Source organism: Streptomyces phaeofaciens (genome assembly GCF_014648915.1).
Lineage (GTDB): Bacteria > Actinomycetota > Actinomycetes > Streptomycetales > Streptomycetaceae > Streptomyces > Streptomyces phaeofaciens.
The window spans coordinates 536044-555765 of the sequence record NZ_BMSA01000001.1 but is presented as its reverse complement, the minus strand read 5'-3'; the positions used below and the strand labels follow the sequence as shown (position 1 = coordinate 555765).

The 19722-nt window shown below is 74.8% G+C and carries 14 protein-coding genes and 1 pseudogene; 6 read left to right on the top strand and 9 right to left on the bottom strand.

Annotated elements, in window-relative coordinates:
• The first annotated feature begins 43 nt into the window (after positions 1-43).
• From IE275_RS02340 to IE275_RS02330, 3 genes are all read left to right on the top strand, one after another.
• Entirely contained in the window at positions 44-1084 is a 1041-nt protein-coding gene (locus tag IE275_RS02340) for a FecCD family ABC transporter permease (protein ID WP_189706883.1), read from the top strand.
• A 139-nt stretch (positions 1085-1223) separates the two neighbouring features.
• Complete coding sequence (locus IE275_RS02335; protein WP_189706881.1) at positions 1224-2369, top strand: FecCD family ABC transporter permease; 1146 nt, start codon at positions 1224-1226, stop codon at positions 2367-2369.
• Positions 2370-2373: 4 nt separating this feature from the next.
• Positions 2374-3243, top strand: coding sequence for an ABC transporter ATP-binding protein (locus tag IE275_RS02330; RefSeq protein WP_189706879.1), 870 nt, complete (start codon positions 2374-2376; stop codon positions 3241-3243).
• A gap of 21 nt (positions 3244-3264) precedes the next feature.
• Here IE275_RS02330 and IE275_RS02325 read toward each other — a convergent pair whose 3' ends face one another.
• From IE275_RS02325 to IE275_RS02315, 3 genes are all read right to left on the bottom strand, one after another.
• Positions 3265-3681 (bottom strand): universal stress protein, encoded by a 417-nt coding sequence (locus tag IE275_RS02325; protein WP_189706877.1) that lies wholly within the window; start codon positions 3679-3681, stop codon positions 3265-3267.
• Position 3682: 1 nt separating this feature from the next.
• Positions 3683-5182, bottom strand: a complete 1500-nt coding sequence (locus IE275_RS02320; protein ID WP_189706875.1) for an APC family permease — start codon at positions 5180-5182, stop codon at positions 3683-3685.
• Between the two features lie 120 nt (positions 5183-5302).
• The gene (locus tag IE275_RS02315; protein WP_189706873.1) at positions 5303-6760 is read right to left on the bottom strand and encodes an FG-GAP-like repeat-containing protein; all 1458 of its coding nucleotides are present in this window, start codon (positions 6758-6760) and stop codon (positions 5303-5305) included.
• A 232-nt stretch (positions 6761-6992) separates the two neighbouring features.
• On the opposite strand from IE275_RS02315, the gene IE275_RS02310 reads away from it, so the two are divergent.
• Positions 6993-8738 carry an FAD-dependent monooxygenase gene (locus IE275_RS02310; protein ID WP_229870052.1) on the top strand — a complete coding sequence of 582 codons (1746 nt, stop codon included), beginning with the start codon at positions 6993-6995 and terminating at the stop codon, positions 8736-8738.
• Here the strand turns inward: IE275_RS02310 and IE275_RS02305 are convergent.
• The 5 genes from IE275_RS02305 to IE275_RS02285 all read right to left on the bottom strand — a co-directional run bounded on the left by IE275_RS02305 (position 8695) and on the right by IE275_RS02285 (position 16750).
• Complete coding sequence (locus IE275_RS02305; protein ID WP_189706869.1) at positions 8695-10431, bottom strand: CATRA conflict system CASPASE/TPR repeat-associated protein; 1737 nt, start codon at positions 10429-10431, stop codon at positions 8695-8697. The genes IE275_RS02310 and IE275_RS02305 overlap by 44 nt on opposite strands.
• The gene (locus IE275_RS02300) at positions 10403-10771 is read right to left on the bottom strand and encodes a CATRA system-associated protein (protein ID WP_189706867.1); all 369 of its coding nucleotides are present in this window, start codon (positions 10769-10771) and stop codon (positions 10403-10405) included. The genes IE275_RS02305 and IE275_RS02300 overlap by 29 nt, the downstream gene beginning before the upstream one ends.
• A 141-nt stretch (positions 10772-10912) precedes the next feature.
• Positions 10913-15232, bottom strand: coding sequence for a CHAT domain-containing protein (locus IE275_RS02295; RefSeq protein WP_189706865.1), 4320 nt, complete (start codon positions 15230-15232; stop codon positions 10913-10915).
• Positions 15233-15280: 48 nt separating this feature from the next.
• The gene (locus tag IE275_RS02290) at positions 15281-15835 is read right to left on the bottom strand and encodes a Pycsar system effector family protein (RefSeq protein WP_189706863.1); all 555 of its coding nucleotides are present in this window, start codon (positions 15833-15835) and stop codon (positions 15281-15283) included.
• Positions 15836-15991: 156 nt separating this feature from the next.
• A complete protein-coding gene (locus tag IE275_RS02285; RefSeq protein ID WP_229870073.1) occupies positions 15992-16750 on the bottom strand; it encodes an AfsR/SARP family transcriptional regulator in 759 nt (252 codons plus the stop codon).
• A gap of 290 nt (positions 16751-17040) precedes the next feature.
• Between IE275_RS02285 and IE275_RS02280 the strand changes: the two genes are divergently transcribed.
• Both IE275_RS02280 and IE275_RS02275 read left to right on the top strand, forming a co-directional pair.
• A complete protein-coding gene (locus IE275_RS02280; protein ID WP_189706861.1) occupies positions 17041-18546 on the top strand; it encodes an esterase/lipase family protein in 1506 nt (501 codons plus the stop codon).
• A gap of 48 nt (positions 18547-18594) precedes the next feature.
• Positions 18595-18729, top strand: a pseudogene (locus tag IE275_RS02275) (M23 family metallopeptidase); the annotation flags it as partial.
• A gap of 32 nt (positions 18730-18761) precedes the next feature.
• Here IE275_RS02275 and IE275_RS02270 read toward each other — a convergent pair.
• Entirely contained in the window at positions 18762-19667 is a 906-nt protein-coding gene (locus IE275_RS02270) for a hypothetical protein (protein WP_189706858.1), read from the bottom strand.
• Positions 19668-19722 lie beyond the last annotated feature (55 nt).

Here is a 19722-nt window from a genome sequence, read left to right as displayed (position 1 = left end):
TCTCGCCCTACAGTTAAGGTAAGCCTGACCAAAGGAAGTTGACGTGGGGACCTCGACGGTCCGGGCGGCCACGGGCCCCCGCGCTGCATTGCTGCTCGCGTTGTCGTGCGCGGCACTTCTGACCCTGTGCGCGCTCTCGATGGCGTACGGCGCGCTCGACGTGCCCCTGCGCCAGGTCTGGGACACGCTCCTGGGCGACGCCCCCAACTCCCGCGTGGACAACGTGATCTGGTCGGTCCGACTGCCCCGCACCGCGCTCGCCCTGGCCACCGGCGCCGCGCTCGGCCTGTCCGGCGCGCTGATGCAGGCACTGACCCGCAACCCGCTCGCCGACCCCGGCATCCTCGGGGTCAGTGCGGGCGCGGCCTTCGCCGTCGTCCTCTCGGTCGGCGTGCTCGGCATCGGCTCGGTGTACGGCTACATCTGGTTCGCGTTCGCCGGTGCGCTCTGCGCGAGCGTGCTGGTCTACTTCCTCGGCGGGGTCGGCCGGTCCGGCTCCACCCCGGTCAAACTCGCCCTGTCCGGCGTCGCGGTGACCTCGGTGCTGTTCTCGCTGACCAGCGCGATCGCCCTCACCGACCCCGACGCCCTCAACCGCTACCGCTTCTGGTCGGCGGGCTCCCTGGCGAACCAGGACACGGACGTCCTGCTGCGGGTGCTGCCCTTCCTCGCCGTCGGCGCCGTGCTCGCCCTCGCCTGCGCCCCCTCCCTCAACAGCCTCGCGCTCGGCGACGACGTCGCCGCCTCGCTGGGGCTCAGACTGGGACTGGTGCGCGTGCAGGGGGTGCTGGCCGTCACCCTGCTGACCGGCGGGGCCGTCGCCGTCATCGGGCCCGTGGTCTTCGTCGGCCTGGTCGTACCGCACATCGCCCGCGTCCTCGCCCAGTCCGCCGGGCTCGGACCCGACCACCGCTGGCTGCTGCCGCTGTCGGCGGTGCTCGCCCCCTGCCTGCTGCTGGCCGCCGACATCGCGGGCCGGCTCATCGACCGCCCGGTCGAGATCCAGGCCGGGGTCCTCGTCGCCTTCATCGGCGGACCGTTCTTCATCGCGCTGGTACGGCGGCGCCGGCTGGCGGAACTGTGAGGGTGCCGCGGGTGCGGGCCACCGGCCGAAGCACCCGAAGCAGCACGAGCGGCCGGAGCGGCCGGAGCCACCGTCGACCCCCCTTCCCCGTCCGCCGGCACCGCCCGCATCTCCGACCGAACCAGTGGAGCCGCACGCCATGACGACCGAGCTCACGCCGACGGCGGGCCGGCACGGGCCCGAGCACACGAAAGGGCCCACGAGCGGGCCGGGCACCCGGGACCGGACGCCAGCCCGGCGAACCGCCGGGCGGGTCACCTTCCGGCTCGCCGTACCCCCTGTGTCCGGACTGCTGCGGCCCCGGCTGCTGGCCGTGTCGCTGGTCCTCGCCGCCGTCGCGTTCCTGGCCTTCTGCGCGGAGACCGCGGTGGGAGACCTGTCCCTGTCGCTCACCGAGGTGACACGCGCCCTGTTCGGCGGGGGCGACGCCGGCACCCGGCTCATCGTCCATGAGCTGCGCCTGCCGCGCTCGCTGGCGGGGCTGCTGGTCGGCGTCGCGTTCGGCGTCTCGGGCGCGCTGCTCCAGGCGATGACCCGCAACCCGCTCGCCAGCCCCGACATGATGGGCATCACCCAGGGCGCCGGCGTCGCCGTGGTGGCCGGCATCGTCCTCGGCGCGGACGGCGGGATGAGCACCCAGGCCCTCGGGCTGACCGGCGCGCTGGCCGCGGCGCTGGTCGTCTACACGCTGGCCTGGAAGCGCGGCACCACCGGCTACCGGATCGTGCTGGTCGGCGTCGGCGTGTCGTGGATCTGCACCAGCGCCACCGACTACCTCATGGCCCGCGGCCAGCGCTTCCAGGCGCAGGCCGCGCTCGGCTGGCTGGTCGGCAACCTCAACGGCCGCACCTGGGACCAGATCCGCCCCCTCGCCGTGACGCTGGCCGTGCTGCTGCCGACGGCACTGCTGCTCGGGCGGCTGATGCGGACCCTGGAACTCGGCGACGACGTGGCGCGGGGCCTCGGCACCCGGGTGCAGACGGTACGGGTGGCGGTGCTGCTCGTCTCGGTCGGCCTCGTGGCGTTCGGGACGGCGACCGCGGGGCCGGTCGCCTTCGTGGCACTCGCCGCCCCACAGGTCGCCCAGCGACTGGCGGGTACGGCGTTCCCGCCCCCCTTCGCCTCGGGCCTGACCGGCGCCGTGATGGTGCTCGGGTCCGATCTCGTCGCCCGAAAGATCGTCCCGGACACCGAACTGCCGGTCGGGATCGTGACGGGAGTGCTCGGCGCTCCCGTTCTGCTGTGGCTGCTCATCCGCGCCAACCGCGCCGGTTCAGGAGGCTGAGGACGTGTCATCGACCTACGAAGGGCCCGCCGACGGCCCCGACCTGCGGGCACGCGGACTGCGGCTGGCCTACGACGACCGGGTCGTCGTCGACGAGCTGGACCTGGCGGTCCCCCCGGGGCGGATCACGGCGATCGTCGGCGCCAACGCCTGCGGCAAGTCGACCCTGTTGCGCGCGCTGGCGCGGCTGCTCACCCCCAAGGCGGGGGCCGTCCACCTCGACGGCCGCGCGGTGCACGCGATACCGACCCGGGCCCTCGCGCAGAAGCTCGGCATCCTCCCGCAGACACCGGTCGCCCCCGAGGGACTGACCGTCGTCGACCTGGTGGGACGGGGCCGGGCACCGCACCAGACCTGGTGGCGGCAGTGGTCGGCCGGCGACGAGGAGGCCGTCCACGAGGCGCTGCGGGCCACGGCGATGACCGACCTCGCGCACCGTGCGGTCGACGAACTCTCCGGCGGCCAGCGGCAGCGGGCCTGGATCGCGATGGCGGTCGCGCAGGGCACCCCGGTGATGCTGCTGGACGAGCCGACCACGTACCTGGACCTGGCGCACCAGATCGACGTCCTCGACCTGATCACCGACCTGAACCGGCATCAGGGCCGCACGGTCGTCATGGTGCTCCACGACCTCAACCAGGCGTGCCGCTACGCGGACCACATCGTCGCCATGAAGGCCGGCCGTGTCGTGGCCGAGGGCACCCCGTCCGAGGTCATCACGGCCGCGGTCGTCGAGGACGTCTTCGGCCTGCGCTGCGTGGTCGGCGAGGACCCGGTCAGCAGGACCCCGATGGTCATTCCGATGGGCCGGCACCACGAGGGCGACGACCCGGTGCCGGACTCCTCCGAACCCGCGACGGTCAGCGGGGCGTAGACCCCGCCCCGGCCGGGGCGTTCACTCCGCGACCGGCACGCAGAGCACCGGGACCGGTGACAGGTGGAGCAGCTTGTGGGGAGTCGAGCCCAGCAGGGCTCCCCGCACCGGGCTCTCGCCCCAGCTGCCCACCACGATGCAGCGGGCCGCGTGCCGCGCCGCGGCGTCGAGGAGCGCCTGCGCCGGCTTCTGGTCGAGGACCTCGACCGTCGTGGACACGCCGGCGTCCTCGGCCGCCGTGACGGCGTGTTCGAGGGCGACCCGGCCGGTCTCGCGGACGGCGGCCTGGTGGGTGCGGTACTCCTCGCCCATGCCGCCGGGCGCCGCGGCGCCGTAGACCAGGACGAGGGGTTCGCCGAACGCTGCCGACACCTCGAGCGCGACCCGCAGCGCGCGGACCGCGCCCGGGGACTCGTCGTATCCGAGGACGACCGACATCTCAGGACTCCTTGCCGTGGACGAGTTCGGGATCGGCCACACCGGGGCGCTCCGCCCAGAAGACGGGGGACATCAGCCGCCATACGACCATCAGGACGACGCCCGTGACGGCGATGCCGATCCCGATGACGAGCGGCGGGCCGAGCCCGAACCACGAGACACCGCTGTAGGAGTTCGCCGGGTCGGCCATGTCGGAGACGGACTCCACCAGCAGCCACGCGAGCAGTCCGGCGCCGACCAGCGGGCCGAGGCCGATCAGGAGGAAGTGGTGGAGGCTCTCCGTCAGATGCCGGCGGTAGTACACGGCACAGGCCACGCCGGTGAGCGCGTAGTAGAAGGCGATGAGCAGCGACAGCGCGGTGAGGGAGTCGAACAGGGCGTTGGCGCTGATCTGGTTCAGCGCGAGGTACCAGACGATGGCGATGCCGGCGACCCACCAGGTGCTGACGTCGGGGGTGCGGAAGCGTGGATGGATGCGGGCGAAGTGCTCGGGCAGCGCGTGCCGGCGGGCCATGGACAGCGCGGTGCGCGACGCCGGGATGATCGTGGTCTGGGTCGAGGCGAGCGCGGAGGTGGAGACGGCGAGCAGGACGACCCAGTCCCAGCCGCCCATCGCCTCGCCCGCGAGCAGGGCGAAGATGAACTCCTCCTCGTCCGCGTTCTCGGCCAGGAAGGTCGTTCCGGCGTAGGCGACGACGGCGTAGGCGACCGCCACATAGGTCACCAGCAGGATGACGGTCGACCAGACGCCCGCCTTGCCCGGGGCGGTGGCGGAGTGCTCGGTCTCCTCGGTGAGGTTGACGGCCGATTCCCAGCCCCAGTAGATGAACACGCCCAGCAGCAGGGCGGCCGTCAGGTCCGCTCCCCCGGCGCCGAACGGGTTCAGCCAGGAGACCGACGGGTCGACCGAGTCGAAGGTGCCGGTGTCGGCGTAGACGCGGTAGAGCGCCACGACGGCGAAGGCGAGCAGACAGGCGACCTGGGCGAGGATGAGCACGTTCTGCACCCTGGCGGACACCTCGGTGCCGATGACGCAGACCGCGGTCATCACGATGATCAGCAGCACCGAGAGCGTCTGGCGCAGGACGTCGTTGTCGGCCCAGCTGTCGAGGCCGAAGGCGAGCAGCGCGAAGGTGACCGCGACGTCCGCGAGCGAACCGACGACCAGGACGCCGGTCATGGCGATGGCCCAGCCCCCGAGCCAGCCCGCCCACGGCCCCATGGCGCGGGTGACCCAGGAGAAGGTCGTACCGCAGTCCTGGTCGACCTTGTTGAGGTAGTAGAAGGCCGACGCGATCAGCAGCATCGGTACGAAGGAGGCCACCATCACGCCGGGGGCGTAGACGCCCACGAGCACCACCACCGGGCCGACGACCGCGGCCAGCGAGTACGCGGGAGAGGTGGCGTTGAGCCCGATGACCAGCGCGTCCACGAACCCGATCGCGTCGGCCTTCAACCCCTCCTGCGCCGGTGGACGTGCGTCCGCCCTGCTCTCGGCCATGCACCCTCGCTTCGCTCGTAGCTGAGGTCATCCAACAGGGAGCGACGCGATTTCCCGTGGCGCGGACGCCCGCGCGGGCCACATGTCACTCGGCTGCACGGCACGAGAGCCTTTGGACCGCTACTCGTCGATCGCCGCGCCGTAGCGCGCGTCCGTCCCCGAGACGGCGAACGAGCCGCCGCCGTAGAGCCAGGAGCCGTCGGCGGTGATGCCGGTGGTCGCGGCCGGGAAGGCGATCGCGACGCCGTCGCCCGTGTTCTCGCCGGGCGCGGCGGCGAGCAGTTCGGCGCGGCCGTCGGCGTCGGTGTCGACCAGCCGGATCTGGGCGCCGAAGAGGTCACCGGCCTCGGCCGAGCCGGGCACGTGCGCCGAGTTCTGGTCGAAGGAGCGCACGCCCGCCGGTGTCCAGCCGCGCTGCTGCCCGCGGAGCACCCACACCGCGCCCGCGTCGGGCACCGTGCCGATGTCCTCGCCCGGGGCGCCGACCGCGAGGTCCGCGTAGCCGTCGCCGTTCACGTCGGCGACCGACAGGTCGGTGCCCCAGCCGTCGCCCTCCTCCGCGACGCCCGGGATGCCGGGCGTGTCCTGGGTCAGTTCGTCGGCGAGTGCGGTGATGCCGTCCTCGCCGCCGTGGCGGATGGCGACCGTGCCCCCGGACTCGGGGGTGCCCTCGTCGCCGGTGACCAGTTCGTCGTAGCCGTCCCCGTTGAGGTCACCGGCCGCGGCGGACGGGCCGCCGGTCAGGTCGCGGAGGTGGGCCAGGGCGTGCCGGCCGCCCTCGAAGACCACCGTGCGGCCGCGCACGCCCTCCTCGTCCACCAGGCTGAGCCCGGAGACGACGAGGTCGGCGTAGCCGTCGCCGTCGAAGTCGCCGGTGGTGAGGCTGAACGGGACGACGGCCCGGTCGCCGGGGTCGTCGACGGTCTCCAGGCGGGTGACGCGGATCATGGGCCCTTCGTCGGAGAACAGGTCGACGCCCTCGTCGTCGGAGACGGCGATCTGGTCGCCGGGGGTCGCCGAGGTGAAGTGGGCCGCGGCCACCGCGCCGCCGTAGCCGACCTCCCGCTTGGGCCGCACCGCCTCCAGGGAGACGCTGCCGGTGCCCCGCAGGCCGGTCGCGGAGCCGTACAGGACGCTGGCCCGGCCGGCGTCCACCACTCCGGCGAGGTCCTCGCCGGGCGAGCCGATGACCGCGTCGTCGTAGCCGTCGCCGTTGACGTCACCGGTGGCCACGGAGGCACCGAAGGCGTCGCCGGCCTCGGCCGCGCCGGCGACACCGGCGGTCGACTGGCTCAGGACGGCGGTACGGACCCTCGGCAGGGTGTTCGCCGTGCCGATGCCGCCGGCCGAGCCGTACTGCACGGTGACATAGCCCGCGCCCTTCTTGCCGCCGACGGTGCCGCCGGGGGCGCCGGTCAGGACGTCGTCGTAGCCGTCCCCGTCGAAGTCGCTGTTGCGGTCGTTCGCGGACGTTCCGCCCGGCGTGCCGGCGAAGGCGGCGGGCGCGGCCGTGATGCCGGCTCCGGTCACGAGCAGGAAGGCGGCCGCGCCCAGTGCGAGGTTCTTGCGCTTGATCATGGATTGGTCCCCGATTCCCTGATGGTCGGCAATGACCCGGTTCTGTTGCCGACGCCCCCTTGGACCCGGCCTGCCGCCGGGGAGTTGTGGCGCCCTTCCGTTCTGTGACAGTCCGGTGACAAACAGCGACGGGGGGTCGGGGTGCCCGGCCTGCCCGGCTCGCCGCCCGCGCGCCGCCGGGCGAGCATGGACCTCGGGAAGCGGTTCGGGGGGCCGACACCGGGAGGCACCCGTGGCGCACACTCCGACGACCGACGTACTGATCGTGGGCGCCGGCCCGGTCGGCCTGAGCGCGGCCGCCGAGCTGGGCCGGCACGGCGTGCGGTGCCGGATCGTGGACCGGCTGCCGGCCCGCCTGCCGTACGCGAAGGCGGTCGGGATCCAGCCGCGCACCCTGGAGATCTGGGACCGGATGGGCCTGGCCCGGACCATGCTGGAGGCCGCCGCGCTGCTGCGCGGGCAGCTGATCTACGTCAACGGCCGGGAGCAGGCGCGGATCGATCTCACGCTGCCGCCCGAGGTGCCCTACCACTTCGCCGCGCTGCCGCAGTACGAGACGGAACGTCTTCTGGAGGAGTACGTCGCCGACCGGGGCACGGCCGTCGAACGCGGCACCGAACTGCTGTCGTTCACCCAGGACCCCGACGGGGTCACCGCCCTGCTGCGCACCCCCTACGGCGCGCGGGAAGAACTGCGGGTGGCCTGTCTGATCGGCTGCGACGGGGCGCACAGCACCGTCCGCAAGACGCTGGGCCTCGCCTACGAGGGGGCGGCGTTCGCCGAGGAGTACATGCTGGGCGACGTCGAGGCCGACTGGGACCTGCCGCACGGCTACGGCATCCGGTCGATGCACCTCGCCGACGACGGCTCCAGCGACGACCTGCTGGTCTGCATCCCGCTGCCCGGCACGGGCCGCTACCGCATGTCGATGCTGGTCCCGCCGGAGCTGTCCACGCGCAAGGACGGTCACGGCGACGAGGTGACGCACGGTCTGGAGGGCGGACGCGCACCGGAGCTGCACCACATCCAGGCGGTCGTCGACCGGCTCGGCCCGCGCCCCGCCACCCTCTCCCGGTTGCGGTGGTCCTCCGTCTTCCGCATCAGCCACCGCATCGTCGACCGGTACGGCGAGGGCCGCGTCTTCGTCGCGGGCGACGCCGCCCACATCCACCCGCCCACCGGCGCCCAGGGCATGAACACCGGGGTGCAGGACGCCTGCAACCTGGCCTGGAAACTCGCCCTCGTCCTGCGCGGGGAGGCCGGGCCCGCCCTGCTGGAGAGCTACGACGCCGAGCGCCGCCCGGTCGGCGAGGAGGTCGTCGGCCGCACGGTCCGACATGCCACCCAGGGCATCCGGAGCGACCCCGACGACCCGGGCACCGTGCTGCTGCGCGAGGCCCAGCTGCTCGTCGGCTACCGGGACGGACCGCTCGCCGGCCACCCGTACGGGCCCCTCGACGCACCCCAGCCCGGCGACCGGGTGCCGGACTGCGTCGGACTGACCGCACCGGCGGCCGCCTACCCGCTGCGCCTGCTCGACGTCCTGCGCGGCCGCCCGGGACACGTGGCGCTGCTGTACGGGGCCGATGTCACCGATCTGGCCCGCGCGGCGGCCGAGGCCACGGTCACGGCGAGCGCGGCGAGCCCGGGTGTCGCCCTCCTGACCGTCGCCGTCCTCTCCCGCGACACCCCACCGGGCGCCGCCGACACGCTGGCCGTCCCGTCGTACCGCGACTCCGCCGGGGAGTTCGCCCGGCTGCACCGGCCCGACGGCCCGACGGGGTTCGTCGTCCGCCCGGACGGGTACCTCGGCGCCCGCTTCCCGCTCGACGGCACCGCGGCCGCCCTGTCCGACTACGTCGCGGCACTCTCGGGGCGCTCGCCCCGCCCGCACGGTTCCCGGGTTCCCGAGGTGCGGCAGGACCGCGGGGGCGTCACCGCGGGACCCACAGCCAGGCGGGCCGCCGGAAGTCCTTGACCTCGACCGTGCGCGCGGCGAACTGCGCGGCGTCCAGCCCCGGATAGCCCTCGCCGACGACATACGCGTACAGCTGGTCGGAGACCAGGACGGCGAGATCGGCCTGCGGGTGCTCGACCAGCGCGCCACGCAGTACGGCGCTGTCCAGCATCCGGCTGACCTCGACGATCGTGGCCCCGGAGAAACCGAGCGCGGCCAGCCCGACCGGCCCCACCCCCGTGGAAAGCCGCAGCCGCATACGGTCGCGGAAGCGCGCGTTGTCCGCCGCGAGACGCTCCCGCCAGGAGGTCAGCAGCCTGGGGAGCACCCGGTGCGGTTCGGCCCGCGCCGGAAGGAAGACGTTGATGCCGTCACCGGTCCCCTGGTGGTCGGTCTCCTCCATACGATGGCCCAGGTCGTCGAGCACCTCCTCGGTCAGGGCGGCCAGGCGCTGCTGCACGCCGAGCTTCTGGGGGGAGCTGCGGCTGCTGTAGCGCTCGACGTCGACGGCGAAGCCCACGCGCAGGCTGACGCGGTGCCGGTCCGCTCCGCCCACGGCGGACGGTGACGCGGGACCGCGGTCCCGGTCCGCGCCGGCCGGTGGGCCGCCGGGGTCGGGCTCCCTCTCGACGGGACCCCGCCGGGCCAGGCGGCCGTAGTCCCGGGCCAGTTCGCGGGCCGCGTCCACGTACTCCGTGTCGTCGCCCAGCTGGCCGGCCAGCCACTCGGCGAGCCGCCCGTCGCCGCGCCACGGCTCGGCGAGCGCGGCGGTCATGTTGTGCGCGGCGATCTCCACGGTGCGCCGCATCGCGCGCAGGTCCCGCGCGGCGGACGTGAGGTCGGCCTCGTCCAGTCTCAGCCGGGCGAGGGCGGCGGGGTCGGCCGCGTCCCGGGCGAGCGCGGCCCGTACCTGCTCGGCATGGTCGTTCACCTCGCCGACGAGACGTCTGAGCCGCGGCTCGCCCTCGTCCCGCACCCGGGCCTGGTGGCGGAGCTTCGCCGCGTGCATCAGATAGCGGGCCAGCGGGGGCATGGCCGGGTCTCCCTGGCTCCAGGTCCAGGCGCTCAGCTCGGCGTCCCGGTCCTCGGGAGCGAGGACGACGACCCGCCGCCCGGCCCGCTCGTCGTCCGGGGACACCTCCCAGAGGGCGAACCCGTCCACGGTGGTCGTGCCGCGCCGCCACCAGTGCGGGGCGTGGCCGGCGCCGGGCAGCACCGCGCGCACCTCGTGCGCCAGCACGTCGAGGGAGGGGGCCTGTTCCCCGTCGAACTTCGCCTGGCAGACGTGGACGACACCGAGGAGGGCGTCCGTGCCGTCGGCGGCCAGCTCGGCCCACCAGCGGTCGAACTCGACCCAGCCGGGCGGCGAGGCGGAGCCGATGCGCAGCCGGCGGGTGGCGGTGCCCTGGGGCGCGGCGAACACGAGGGACAGGTTCACCACGTCGTGTTCCCGGCGTACGACGGCCTGGTGGTCGGCCGCCCGGTCCTCGATCGCCGCCGCGGGCCGGCCGGGCGTCAGCGCGTCGGCGTCGGGCGGCAGGGTGGCCGGCAGCCCCGTGGCGGGTATCTCGTGGACCATGCCCAGCCGGTCGCGGCAGCGGTCCCAGACGCCCTGGATCTGCCGGTAGGCGGCCTTGGCCTGCGGGCCGTCCGTGGGTGCGTAGACGTGGACGACGAGTTCCTGGTCAGCGAGCGGGGGTACGGGTGCCGTCACCGTCACCTCCCGGGCGGTCCGGGGTGTCGTCGGGCCGCTCCTGGCGCGGCCGGCCGAGCGTGTGCACCAGGTGGTTGGCGCGGTCCCTGGTGGGTTCCGGCGCCGGGATCAGCGAGTTGGTGCCGATCCGGGTCACACGGACCGGCCCGGCCAGTTCCAGTTCGGCGGTGGCCTCGCGCAGGGCGTCGCCGTCCTCCTGGGCGAGGGCCTCGGCGAGCGAGCCGACGATCGCGTCGACCCGTTCCCAGCGCTGCGGCGCGAGCTGCCATTCGAGCAGGTACCGCAGGACGTCCGCGGCGTCGTCGCGGGCCTCGTCGTCGATCGGAACCCCACCGGACATGTGCGCCCCCCTCTCCGCCGTACGCGACGGCATTCACCCACTGTATCCATCCGATGACACTGTGTCCGCCGGGTCGCGGCTCCCGTGGTTCCGTCCGGTGTCGGCGCGCGGCGCCGGTTCCTTCCCGTGCCGTCGTCGCGGTCAGCCGTCGCCGACGAGGACGAACGGCGCCCAGTGGGACGGGCGTTCGGTGTAGCGGACGCGGCTCCTGCGGCGGTTCAGGCCGACCCGTGCGGCGAACGCTTCGAGGTCGGGCGGGGTCGCGTCGCGCATCCAGGCCTGGGCGCGGGCCAGGGCGACCGAGGGCGGCATCGGGGGTTCGCCGCGTTCGGGGTCGCCGTGCAGATGGAGGTCGTAGATCCGGGCCACCAGCAGCGCGGTCGACCGGTCGTTGACCTCCCAGAGGCTGCCGACGACGGCGGTGGCCCCGGCCTGCACCAGCCCGGCGGGCAGGCCCACCGACTCGTCCGGCAGCCGGGTCATGTCCGTCACCGCGGTCCGGCAGGCGGAGGCGACGACCAGGCGCACGCCGCGCAGCGCGTTCCCGTCGAACAGGTCGCGCAGCGTGAGGAGTTCGCCGCCGGCGAGCGCGAGATGGGAGGCCAGCGGTTCGTCGGGGTCGTAGGAGCCGTGTCCGGCGAAGTGCAGATGGGTGGCGTCCGGCAGGGCGCGCAGCAGGGCGTCCCGGGTGGCGGCGGGGCCGACGAGGGCCACGGTGGGCCCGCCGAACAGCCGCTGCACGGCGCCCAGTTCGGCGCCCGCCCAGGGCAACGGCGGGTCGCAGGGGTGGGGTTCGGCGACACCGAGCAGACACGCCGGGTCGGTGCGGGCGGGGTCGGTGCGGGCGGGGTCGGCGGTGCCGGCGCGGGCCGCCACGAGAACGCGTGCGGACGGCGCGTGGGACACGGCCACGTCGTCGAAGAGGTTCCGGGGTGTGCCGTCCACCGGGTAGCGGGCGGCGTGGACGGGCAGGACGCCGAGGAGTCCGGTGGGCACCAGCACCGCGCGGTCCGCGCCCAGGGCACGCAGGCGCTCCGCCAGCGGCCCGACCAGCCGTGCGCCCAGCAGGTCGAGAAGCACCGTCAGGTGCTCGTCCTCCTCCAGCGACGGGTACCGGGCGAGGACCATGAGGAGTTCGGTCTCGGTCAGCGGCGCCCGTACCGCCTCGGTGACCGCCGCGGGCTCCCCCGGCGGGCGGTGGACGATCAGACAGACGCTGCCGTGCCGGGTGGTCGCGAGGTACACCAGGGGCGGTCCGCAGGCCACGGCCTCGTCGACGGCGGACTCGGGGGCCGCCCGCAGGAAGTCGCCGAAGGAGGGCAGCGCCCTGATCGCCTCGACGGCGGCGGTCAGCTGGGCCCGGGCGTCGGTCATCGCGGCGCGCAGCCGCCGCTGTTCCTCGGGCGAGTCGTCCGGTGTGCGCGGCGCGCGCTGCCGTGCCTCCACGGTGCGGATCCGGCGCACGGCGTCCCGGTACGCGGCGACGGCCGCGGCGGCGTCCGGCCGGCCGGCGGACAGCGCGGCCAGTTCCGCGCGGTCGCGCTGGAGCCGGTCGCCGAGAGCCCGGGCCCGGTTCTGCTCCAGGACGGCGACCGCGCGCTCGGGGCGGCCGGCCCGGGCCATGGCGTGGGCGGCCTCCCGGGGCAGGTCGGCGGTCGCCTCGAGTTCGGCCTCCTTTCCGCCGGGCAGCACGGCGACCTCGTACAGCCGTTCGGCGGCCACCAGGGCCTCTTCGTAGGCGTCGGCCGCGGCCGGCCACCGCCCGCACTCCGCCTCCGCGTCGCCGAGCAGCCCCCAGGCGCGGCGGGCGTGACCGGCCGCGCCGGCCGCGCCGACCACGGGGACGACCTCGCGCAGCAGGGCGGCCGCGCGGGCGAAGCGCCGTGGGCCGTGCCCGTCGTCGGGCCCGGTCAGCCAGGCCCTGGCCAGTTCCGTGGCGGACTCCGCCCACTCCAGCGGCACCGTCCGCACGGTGCGCGCCTCGAGGCTGCGTTCCAGCAGTGCGACGGCGCGGTCCGGGTCGGGGCGGTCGCCCCGGCGCAGGGTGGCGGCCAGGTTGTAGCGGGCGCGGGCCGCCTCCAGCCGGTCCCCGTGGGTCTCGTACGCCGCCAGGGCCGACTCGTGGAGACCGACGGCGGTGCGCAGATCCTCGGGGGTGGGATCGGCGTGCTGGACGAGGGCGTTGGCCAGGTTGTCGGCGATGGCGGCGTGCAGCAGCGGGTCCTCGTCGGCGGGGGCGAGGTCGAGGGCCCGCCGGTACCAGCTCACCGCCTCGTCCAGCGCGGCACGGTCGTCCCGGAGGGCGGCGTTGGCCAGGGCGTCGGCGACGGCGGTGCCGGCGTTCGCCATGTCGTGGCGCAGGCCGAGCCGCTCGGCCAGGGCGAAGGCGTCGCGCGCGTGGCGCAGCGCGGTGGCGTGGTTGCCGTCGTGGTCGCCGCGCACCCGCAGGCGGTGGCAGCGGCTGAGGTTGATCAGGGCCGCGACCCGCTGGGCCGGTCCCAGTTCCCGTGTGCTCAGGGCCTGTTCCAGCCGGCGCCGGCCGAGTTCCAGGGAGTCGGGGTCGGCGGCCAGCGCCGGGTCGGACAGGACGAGGCCCATGTTGCTCTGGACGGCGGCCCAGCGGTCCGGGTGGTCGCGCCGGGTGAAGACCGTGAGGGCGGCGCCGTGGCGGTTGAGCGCCCGGCGCAGGTTGCGCGCCCGGTCGTGCGGGCACTCCCAGTAGGCGTTGGCCAGATTGACCAGGGTGGCCGCCCACTCCACGGGGGTCGTGCGGCGGCGGTAGTGGGTGAGCGCCGCGCGGAAGGCGTGCTGGGCGCGGGCGATGTTGTCGCTCTTGTCGCCGTGGCTGCGGGCGCGCAGGACCGAGCCGAGGAAGGTCTGGGTCGCCGCCCACTTGTCGCGCGCCTCGGGCCGGTCGAGCAGCGGCAGCGCGGCTTCGGCGAGCCGCAGGGCCCGTTCGTGGTCGGGGACGCCGGTGCGGGCCCCGGACGCGTGGAGCCGGGCCAGCTCGGCCAGGTGGAGGCCGTGCACGGCGGGGAAACGGTCGGCGGGCACCAGGTCGAGCAGCTCCTCCAGGAAAGGCTCGCGCCGTTCGGGCCGGTCGGTGGTCAGCAGGCGCCGCAGCAGGTCGGGCAGGAGCGGCGGCAGCCGGTCGGCGCTGTCGCCGGCGAGCCTGCGGGTCTCCGCCAGGTCGATGCGGCACCACTCGGCGAGCGCCCCGTCCGGGCGGCGCGCGAGGTGGTCCAGGGCGGCGTCCATGGCCTCGGCGCGCTCGGCCGTCCGTGCCAGGTGCGCGTGCACGGCGTCCCCGGCCGGCGGACCCCCCTCCCGCTCCCGTTCCTTCAGCAGGTCACGCAGCACGGCCGCGGCTCCGCCGCCGGGGCCGGGGCCGGTCAGGGCGTCGGCCGCGTCGCGCAGGTTGATCAGCATCTGGAGCGCGAGGCCCCCGAGCAGTGCGGGCCGGCGGGTGACGGCCGCCGCGCGCTCCTCCTCCGTGCGGGCGGCCAGGAGCTCCGCGAGCGCCTCCTCGGCCTCGACGACGGCGTGCAGTTGCTCGATCTCCGTGACGTCCACGTCGCCCGCGGCCCGTGCCCGCTCCAGCGCCCCCTCGGCGGCGGCCCGCGCGGCCGACGGATTCCCGCCGCCCCGGTGCACGAGGGCGGCGGTGTGCAGCGCCTCGACGGCCTCGGGCAGGGCCCCCGCCGCGTCGAAGAGCCGTACGGCGTCGTCGAGCGAGCGCAGCGCGTCCTCGTCCGCGCCCCGCTCGGCCTCGGCGGCCGCGACCAGCCGCAGCGCGCGGCCCTCCTGGACGTGGTCCCCGACGTCGTGGAACAGCTCCCGGCCCCGGCGCGCGTAGCGTTCGGCCTCGGCGGGCTCGCCGAGCCGGTGCAGCAAGGGTGCCAGGTCCCCGAGGGTGCGGGCCTCGCCGAGCACATGGCCGGCGCTCCGGTAGGCGAGCGCGGCCTGTTGCAGCAGGGCGGTGGCCTCCGGCAGGTCGCCCCGGCGGTGGTGCAGCTGTCCCAGGTGGGCCAGTGCGGCCGCCCGGGCGCGCTGGTCGCCCGTCTCGGCGGCGAGCGCGGCGGCCTGCCCGAACGCCTCCTGCGCGTCGGTGTCGCGGTCCATGCGCTGGAGGGCGGCCCCGAGGCTCTGGGACCAGTCGATCCGGTCCGCGGCGGAGCCGAGACGCGTCGCGGCGGCGAGCCCGCGTCGGCTGGTGTCGGCGACGGCCTCCCAGTCGTGGACCGCCAGCAGGAACGGGACGAGCCGGCCGACGGCGTCCAGGAGGCGCCGGTCGGGCAACGCCGGTACTGCGGCGGACAGTTCGGGCCAGGCCGTGCGGAACCAGGCGAGTGCCTCGCGCCGTTCGCCGTCGGGGCCGTCGGGGCGGGTCAGCGCGGTGAACATCCGGGGCAGTGCGTCGAGTTGCGGGTTCTCGGGGTCGTAGGCCGGTGAGTGGTCCACGTGTTCACCCTTCGTGCCAGGTGCTCTCGTGCGGGGTGGGGGGCGAGGTCAGTGGATGCTCTCGGCGGCGCTGAGGACGGCGGCCACGGCCAGGGCCGTCAGGGCGACGAGCAGCAGCCCGATGCTGCGGCCGACCCAGCGGTACTTGCGGCGGGCCACGAGCGCGTTGGCCCAGATCTGTTCGGCGACGGCGCTCACCAGCGCCTCCTCGTCGCGCAGCAAGGCGTGCAGCCGGTCGCGGTAGTCGGCGTGGCTGGTGGCGTACGCGCGGCCGATGTGGTCGTAGAACAGCAGGCTGGTGGGGAGGGTGGGGTCGGCGATCCGCTGTCTGGGCCACAGCACCAGGCCGGCGGTGAGACCGGCCGCCACCGCGCAGACGGCGGTGACCGCCGCGGCGACGACGAACCCGGGCGCGTCGCTGCCGCCGCCGGTGACCAGGCTGTACAGGACGCCGACCAGGACGCCGGACGCGGCCAGGGTGGTGGCGGCCTTGGTCTCGGCGTGCTTGGTCCAGTCCCGGACGGTGTCCAGGATCCGCCAGGCGTCCTCCGTCCCCGCCGGCCGCTGCTCGGCCGTTTTCACCGTCGTACGCTCTCGTGCCATCCCTCGGCTCCCCTCCGCGGTGCGGCTACGGGCGGGCGGCCGCGGACCCCCGTCGCCGGCCCGCCCCGTCGCGCACGTCGTCCGCTGCCCCGGCACCCGCGGTGTGCGCCCCCGTATCGTTTCCAGCCCTCGTCGGATTCATGCCCTCGGCGCGGGTCAGCCGGACCATCCCAGGAGGCCGCCCGGGTCGTGTGCCGCGGCCCGCTCCGGCGGCCGGACCGGAAGCATGCGGGCGAACCGCGGGGACGGCTCGACGCCCAGTTCCTCGTTCAACAGAGCCCGGAACGCGTGGTAGTGGCGTACCGCCTCGCTGACGTTGCCCTCCGCGAGATGCGCCGACACGACGGCCCGGTGTGCGCTCTCCCGCAGCGGTTCCGTGCGGACGCTCGCCCAGGCCGCCTCCAGCGCCAGAGCGGGTTTCCCCTCCCGGACGAGGGTCTCGGCGAGCGCGTCCAGGGCGTGCAGCCGCAGCTGGCGCAGGCGTTCGCGCTCCACCCGCACCCAGTCCTCGTCCCAGCCGGGCAGCAGGTCCTCGACGGTCAGGAGTCCGAGCGGCGGCGGGACATGGGCCGGTGCGCCGTAGCCCTGGAGGACGCCGAAGGCGGCCTTGGTGAGGGTGTCGACGTCCACGCGGAGCGCCGGGGTGACCACGAGGGTGTCGCCGCAGCAGCGGACGAGGGGCGGCTCGCCGCGCGGCAGCTTCCACAGGGTGGTCCGCAGACTGCCTCTGGCGTGTTCCTCGGTGACCTCCGGCCACAGCGTGCCGGCGAGGATCGTGCGCGAGACCCGTCCCCGCAGCCCCATGAACGCCAGCAGCCGCTGGCCGTTGCGGCAGAGTTCGAGGTTCTCGGTGCCGCGTTCGAGCCGGAACTGGCCGAGCAGCCGCAACCGCAGAGGTGGAGACAGCAAGTCGATCGCCCCGCTCACTGAGGTGTGCGCGAGCGTACCCACGGGGCCGGTCCGGCCTCACCGAGGCCGGGAGGACCGCCCTTCCCAGTCTCGGTCGCCCGATGCCGCCCTGCAACTCCGCAAGGTGGTGCTCCGCGCACGGATGACGACGGAATGACGCTGTGCTGACGGCGGATCCTTACCTTATTGGCGACGGCCGCTGCGGATTCCGTCGCATCGCGGCCGATGCCCGCCCACCGTGCGCACCCACCACCCACCACCCACCGCTCGCTCCCCGCTCCCCCTAGGCGGACCCCATGTCCGAGAACCAGAAGCTGCCCATCATCTACGTCCGGGGCTTCGCGGGCGGCCAGTCGGGCATCGACCAGGCCGCGGCGGACCCGTTCTACGGCTTCAACGCGGGCTCGACCCACATCCGGATCGGGCCGGACAACAAAGCGGCGTTCTACCAGTTCGAGAGCCCCCTGCTGCGTCTGCACGGCGACGAGCAGTACCAGATCCTCGTCGGCGGCAGCCAGGAACGCTTTCTGGACACCGCCGAGCGGATTCCGCGGGAGAGCATCTGGATCCACCGCTTCTACGACCCCTCGGCGAGCACCTGGGGCGGCACGCCCACGGAGTTCAGCATGGAGGCCGCCGCCGAGAGCCTGCTGGCGCTGATCACGAAGGTCTGCCGGAAGGCGCAGGTCGAGCGGGTCCACCTGGTGGCCCACTCCATGGGCGGGCTGGTCTGCCGCTGTCTGTTGCAGAAGGTCCTTCCGGAGCGCCGGGAGAAGCCGACGGACCGCGTCGCCAAGTTCTTCACCTACGGCACCCCGCACGGCGGCATCACCTTCGACTTCGGCTTCGGGCTGCTGGAGAGGCTGCGCGACGAGATCGGCATCAACGGCGCCGAGATCTTCGGCCCCGACCGGATGTACCAGTACCTGACACCGGGCGCCTCCGACGACGACAGCCCGCCGGACGGCTGGGATCCCCGCGTGATGCCCGATCAGGGCGAGTTCGCCTTCCCCCTCAACCAGGTCTTCTGCCTGGTCGGGACCGACCCGACCGACTACGACGCGGCGGCCGGCCTCTCGTCCGCCGTCGTCGGGCCCCGCAGTGACGGCCTGGTCCAGATCGACAACGCCTACGTCCCCGGCGCCCACCGCGCCTATGTGCACCGCAGCCACAGCGGCCGCTACGGACTGGTCAACTCCGAGGAGGGCTACCAGAATCTGCGGCGGTTCCTGTTCGGCGACCTCAAGGTCGAGGCCGCCCTCGTCGACCACCGGCTGCCGCGGGAGAAGGACACCGCCTGGCAGGCGGAGATCGCGCTGTCGATCCGCGGTCTGCCGATCGTGATGCACGAGCGCAAGAGCGCGCAGTGGTGCCCGATCCAGCTGGGCGACAGCACGCCCCCCAACGGTGCCGTGCCGCTGGTGCACACCTTCCTGTGCGAGAACCTGGCCGGCGCGAACGGCTCCGGCGCCCTGCGCTACGCGTTGCACCTGCGGATCCTGTCCCTGCGGACCCGCGACGGGGGTCTCCTGGACTTCCGCGACCACATCGAGCAGACCGCGGACTTCGACGACATCCTCGTCGTCGACATCGGCTCCGAGAACGGAGCACCGGCGCTGCGGTCCACCTGGAACTCCACCATCGACGGTCCCATCAGCGAGTACGTCCCGACCGGTTCGGTGCTCACCGACCAGGACCCCGATCTCGGCGAGTGGGTCGCGGACATCGCGCTGCCCGAGACCACCTGGAAGATCCTGGGCGCCGACGCGCGCGTCCGGCTCACCGTCACCCCCTGGACCTGAGAAAGGGAACCGAGCCGCCATGGCCGCCCTGTCCAACGTCCGTTCGGCGGTCGGAAGGTGACCGCCGGACAGCAGCTCGGCGAGGTCGGCAGCACGGGCAACTCGACCGGACCGCACCTGCACCTCGAGCTGTCCAAGGGCCCCGGCCGGTCCTACGGCGATGCCGCCCGACCCAGCTGGTGAACGAGCGGGGGCCGGCCCGGTCCGGGACGGCGTCACGGTTCGACGGCGGCGGCCAGGCGCTCGGCGTCCCGCGTGGCCTCGCGGGCCGTCCGTTCCGCGCCGGCCACGGCGTCGGCGGCGGCGCGCCGCCGGTCCTCGGCCTCCTGCCGCTGCGCCTCGGCCCGCCCGAGGCGCTCGCGTGCCTGCTCCACGCGGCGCTCGGCCTCGGACACCCGCTCCTGGGCCCGCTCGAGGTCCGCGGCGGCGTCCTCCTGTTGCGCCCGCCGGTCGCGGAGCCGTCGGTCGGCGGCCTCGGCCTCCCGGCGGGCCCGCTCCGCCTGCTCCCGCCGTCGGCGGCGGCGCCGCTCGGCGAGGTCGTCCGCGGCCCGGGCGGCCGGCGCCGGCGACGCGGTCTTCGCCGGGGCGGGCCCGGTCACGGCGGCCGCCGGGCCGGCGGCGAAGTCCGCCGGTGGGGTGAGGGGGCCTTCGAGGCGCCCGGTGGCCCACCGGTCCGCCGCCCGCTGGTCGGCGAGCACGGCGCGCAGCGTGGACTCGACGTCCTGGCGGGCCGTGCCGGACAGCCGGTGCCCGGCCCCCTCGGCGAGGACGACGGCCTGCCGGGTCAGCGCGGCGACGATGCTCCTGCGCCGGTCGGACAGCTCTTTCACCCCGTCGGCGTCCAGGGTCCGGTAGGCCTCCCGCAGCGCCGTCCCCAGCTCCAGGAACCGCCGGCTCTCCTGCGGTGCGGCGCGCAGCAGCAGATTGGCCGCCCAGGCCGCGAGCATGGGGCGGCGGGCGGCATGGATCCGACGGGCGTCGTCCGCGTTCCCGGCGGTCCTGGCCGCGGCGGCCAGCTCCTCACGGCGGGGGACGAAGGCGGGCGGCGGTGTCGTGTAGAGGCCGTCGAGGACCGTCTCCACGTCCTGCGGTCCGCCGTCCCCGGGACCCTTGCGCCGCATGCCCCCAGGGTCCGCCGGTGCGGCCCGGCCCGCACCTCGGGCCCCCGCATGGTCG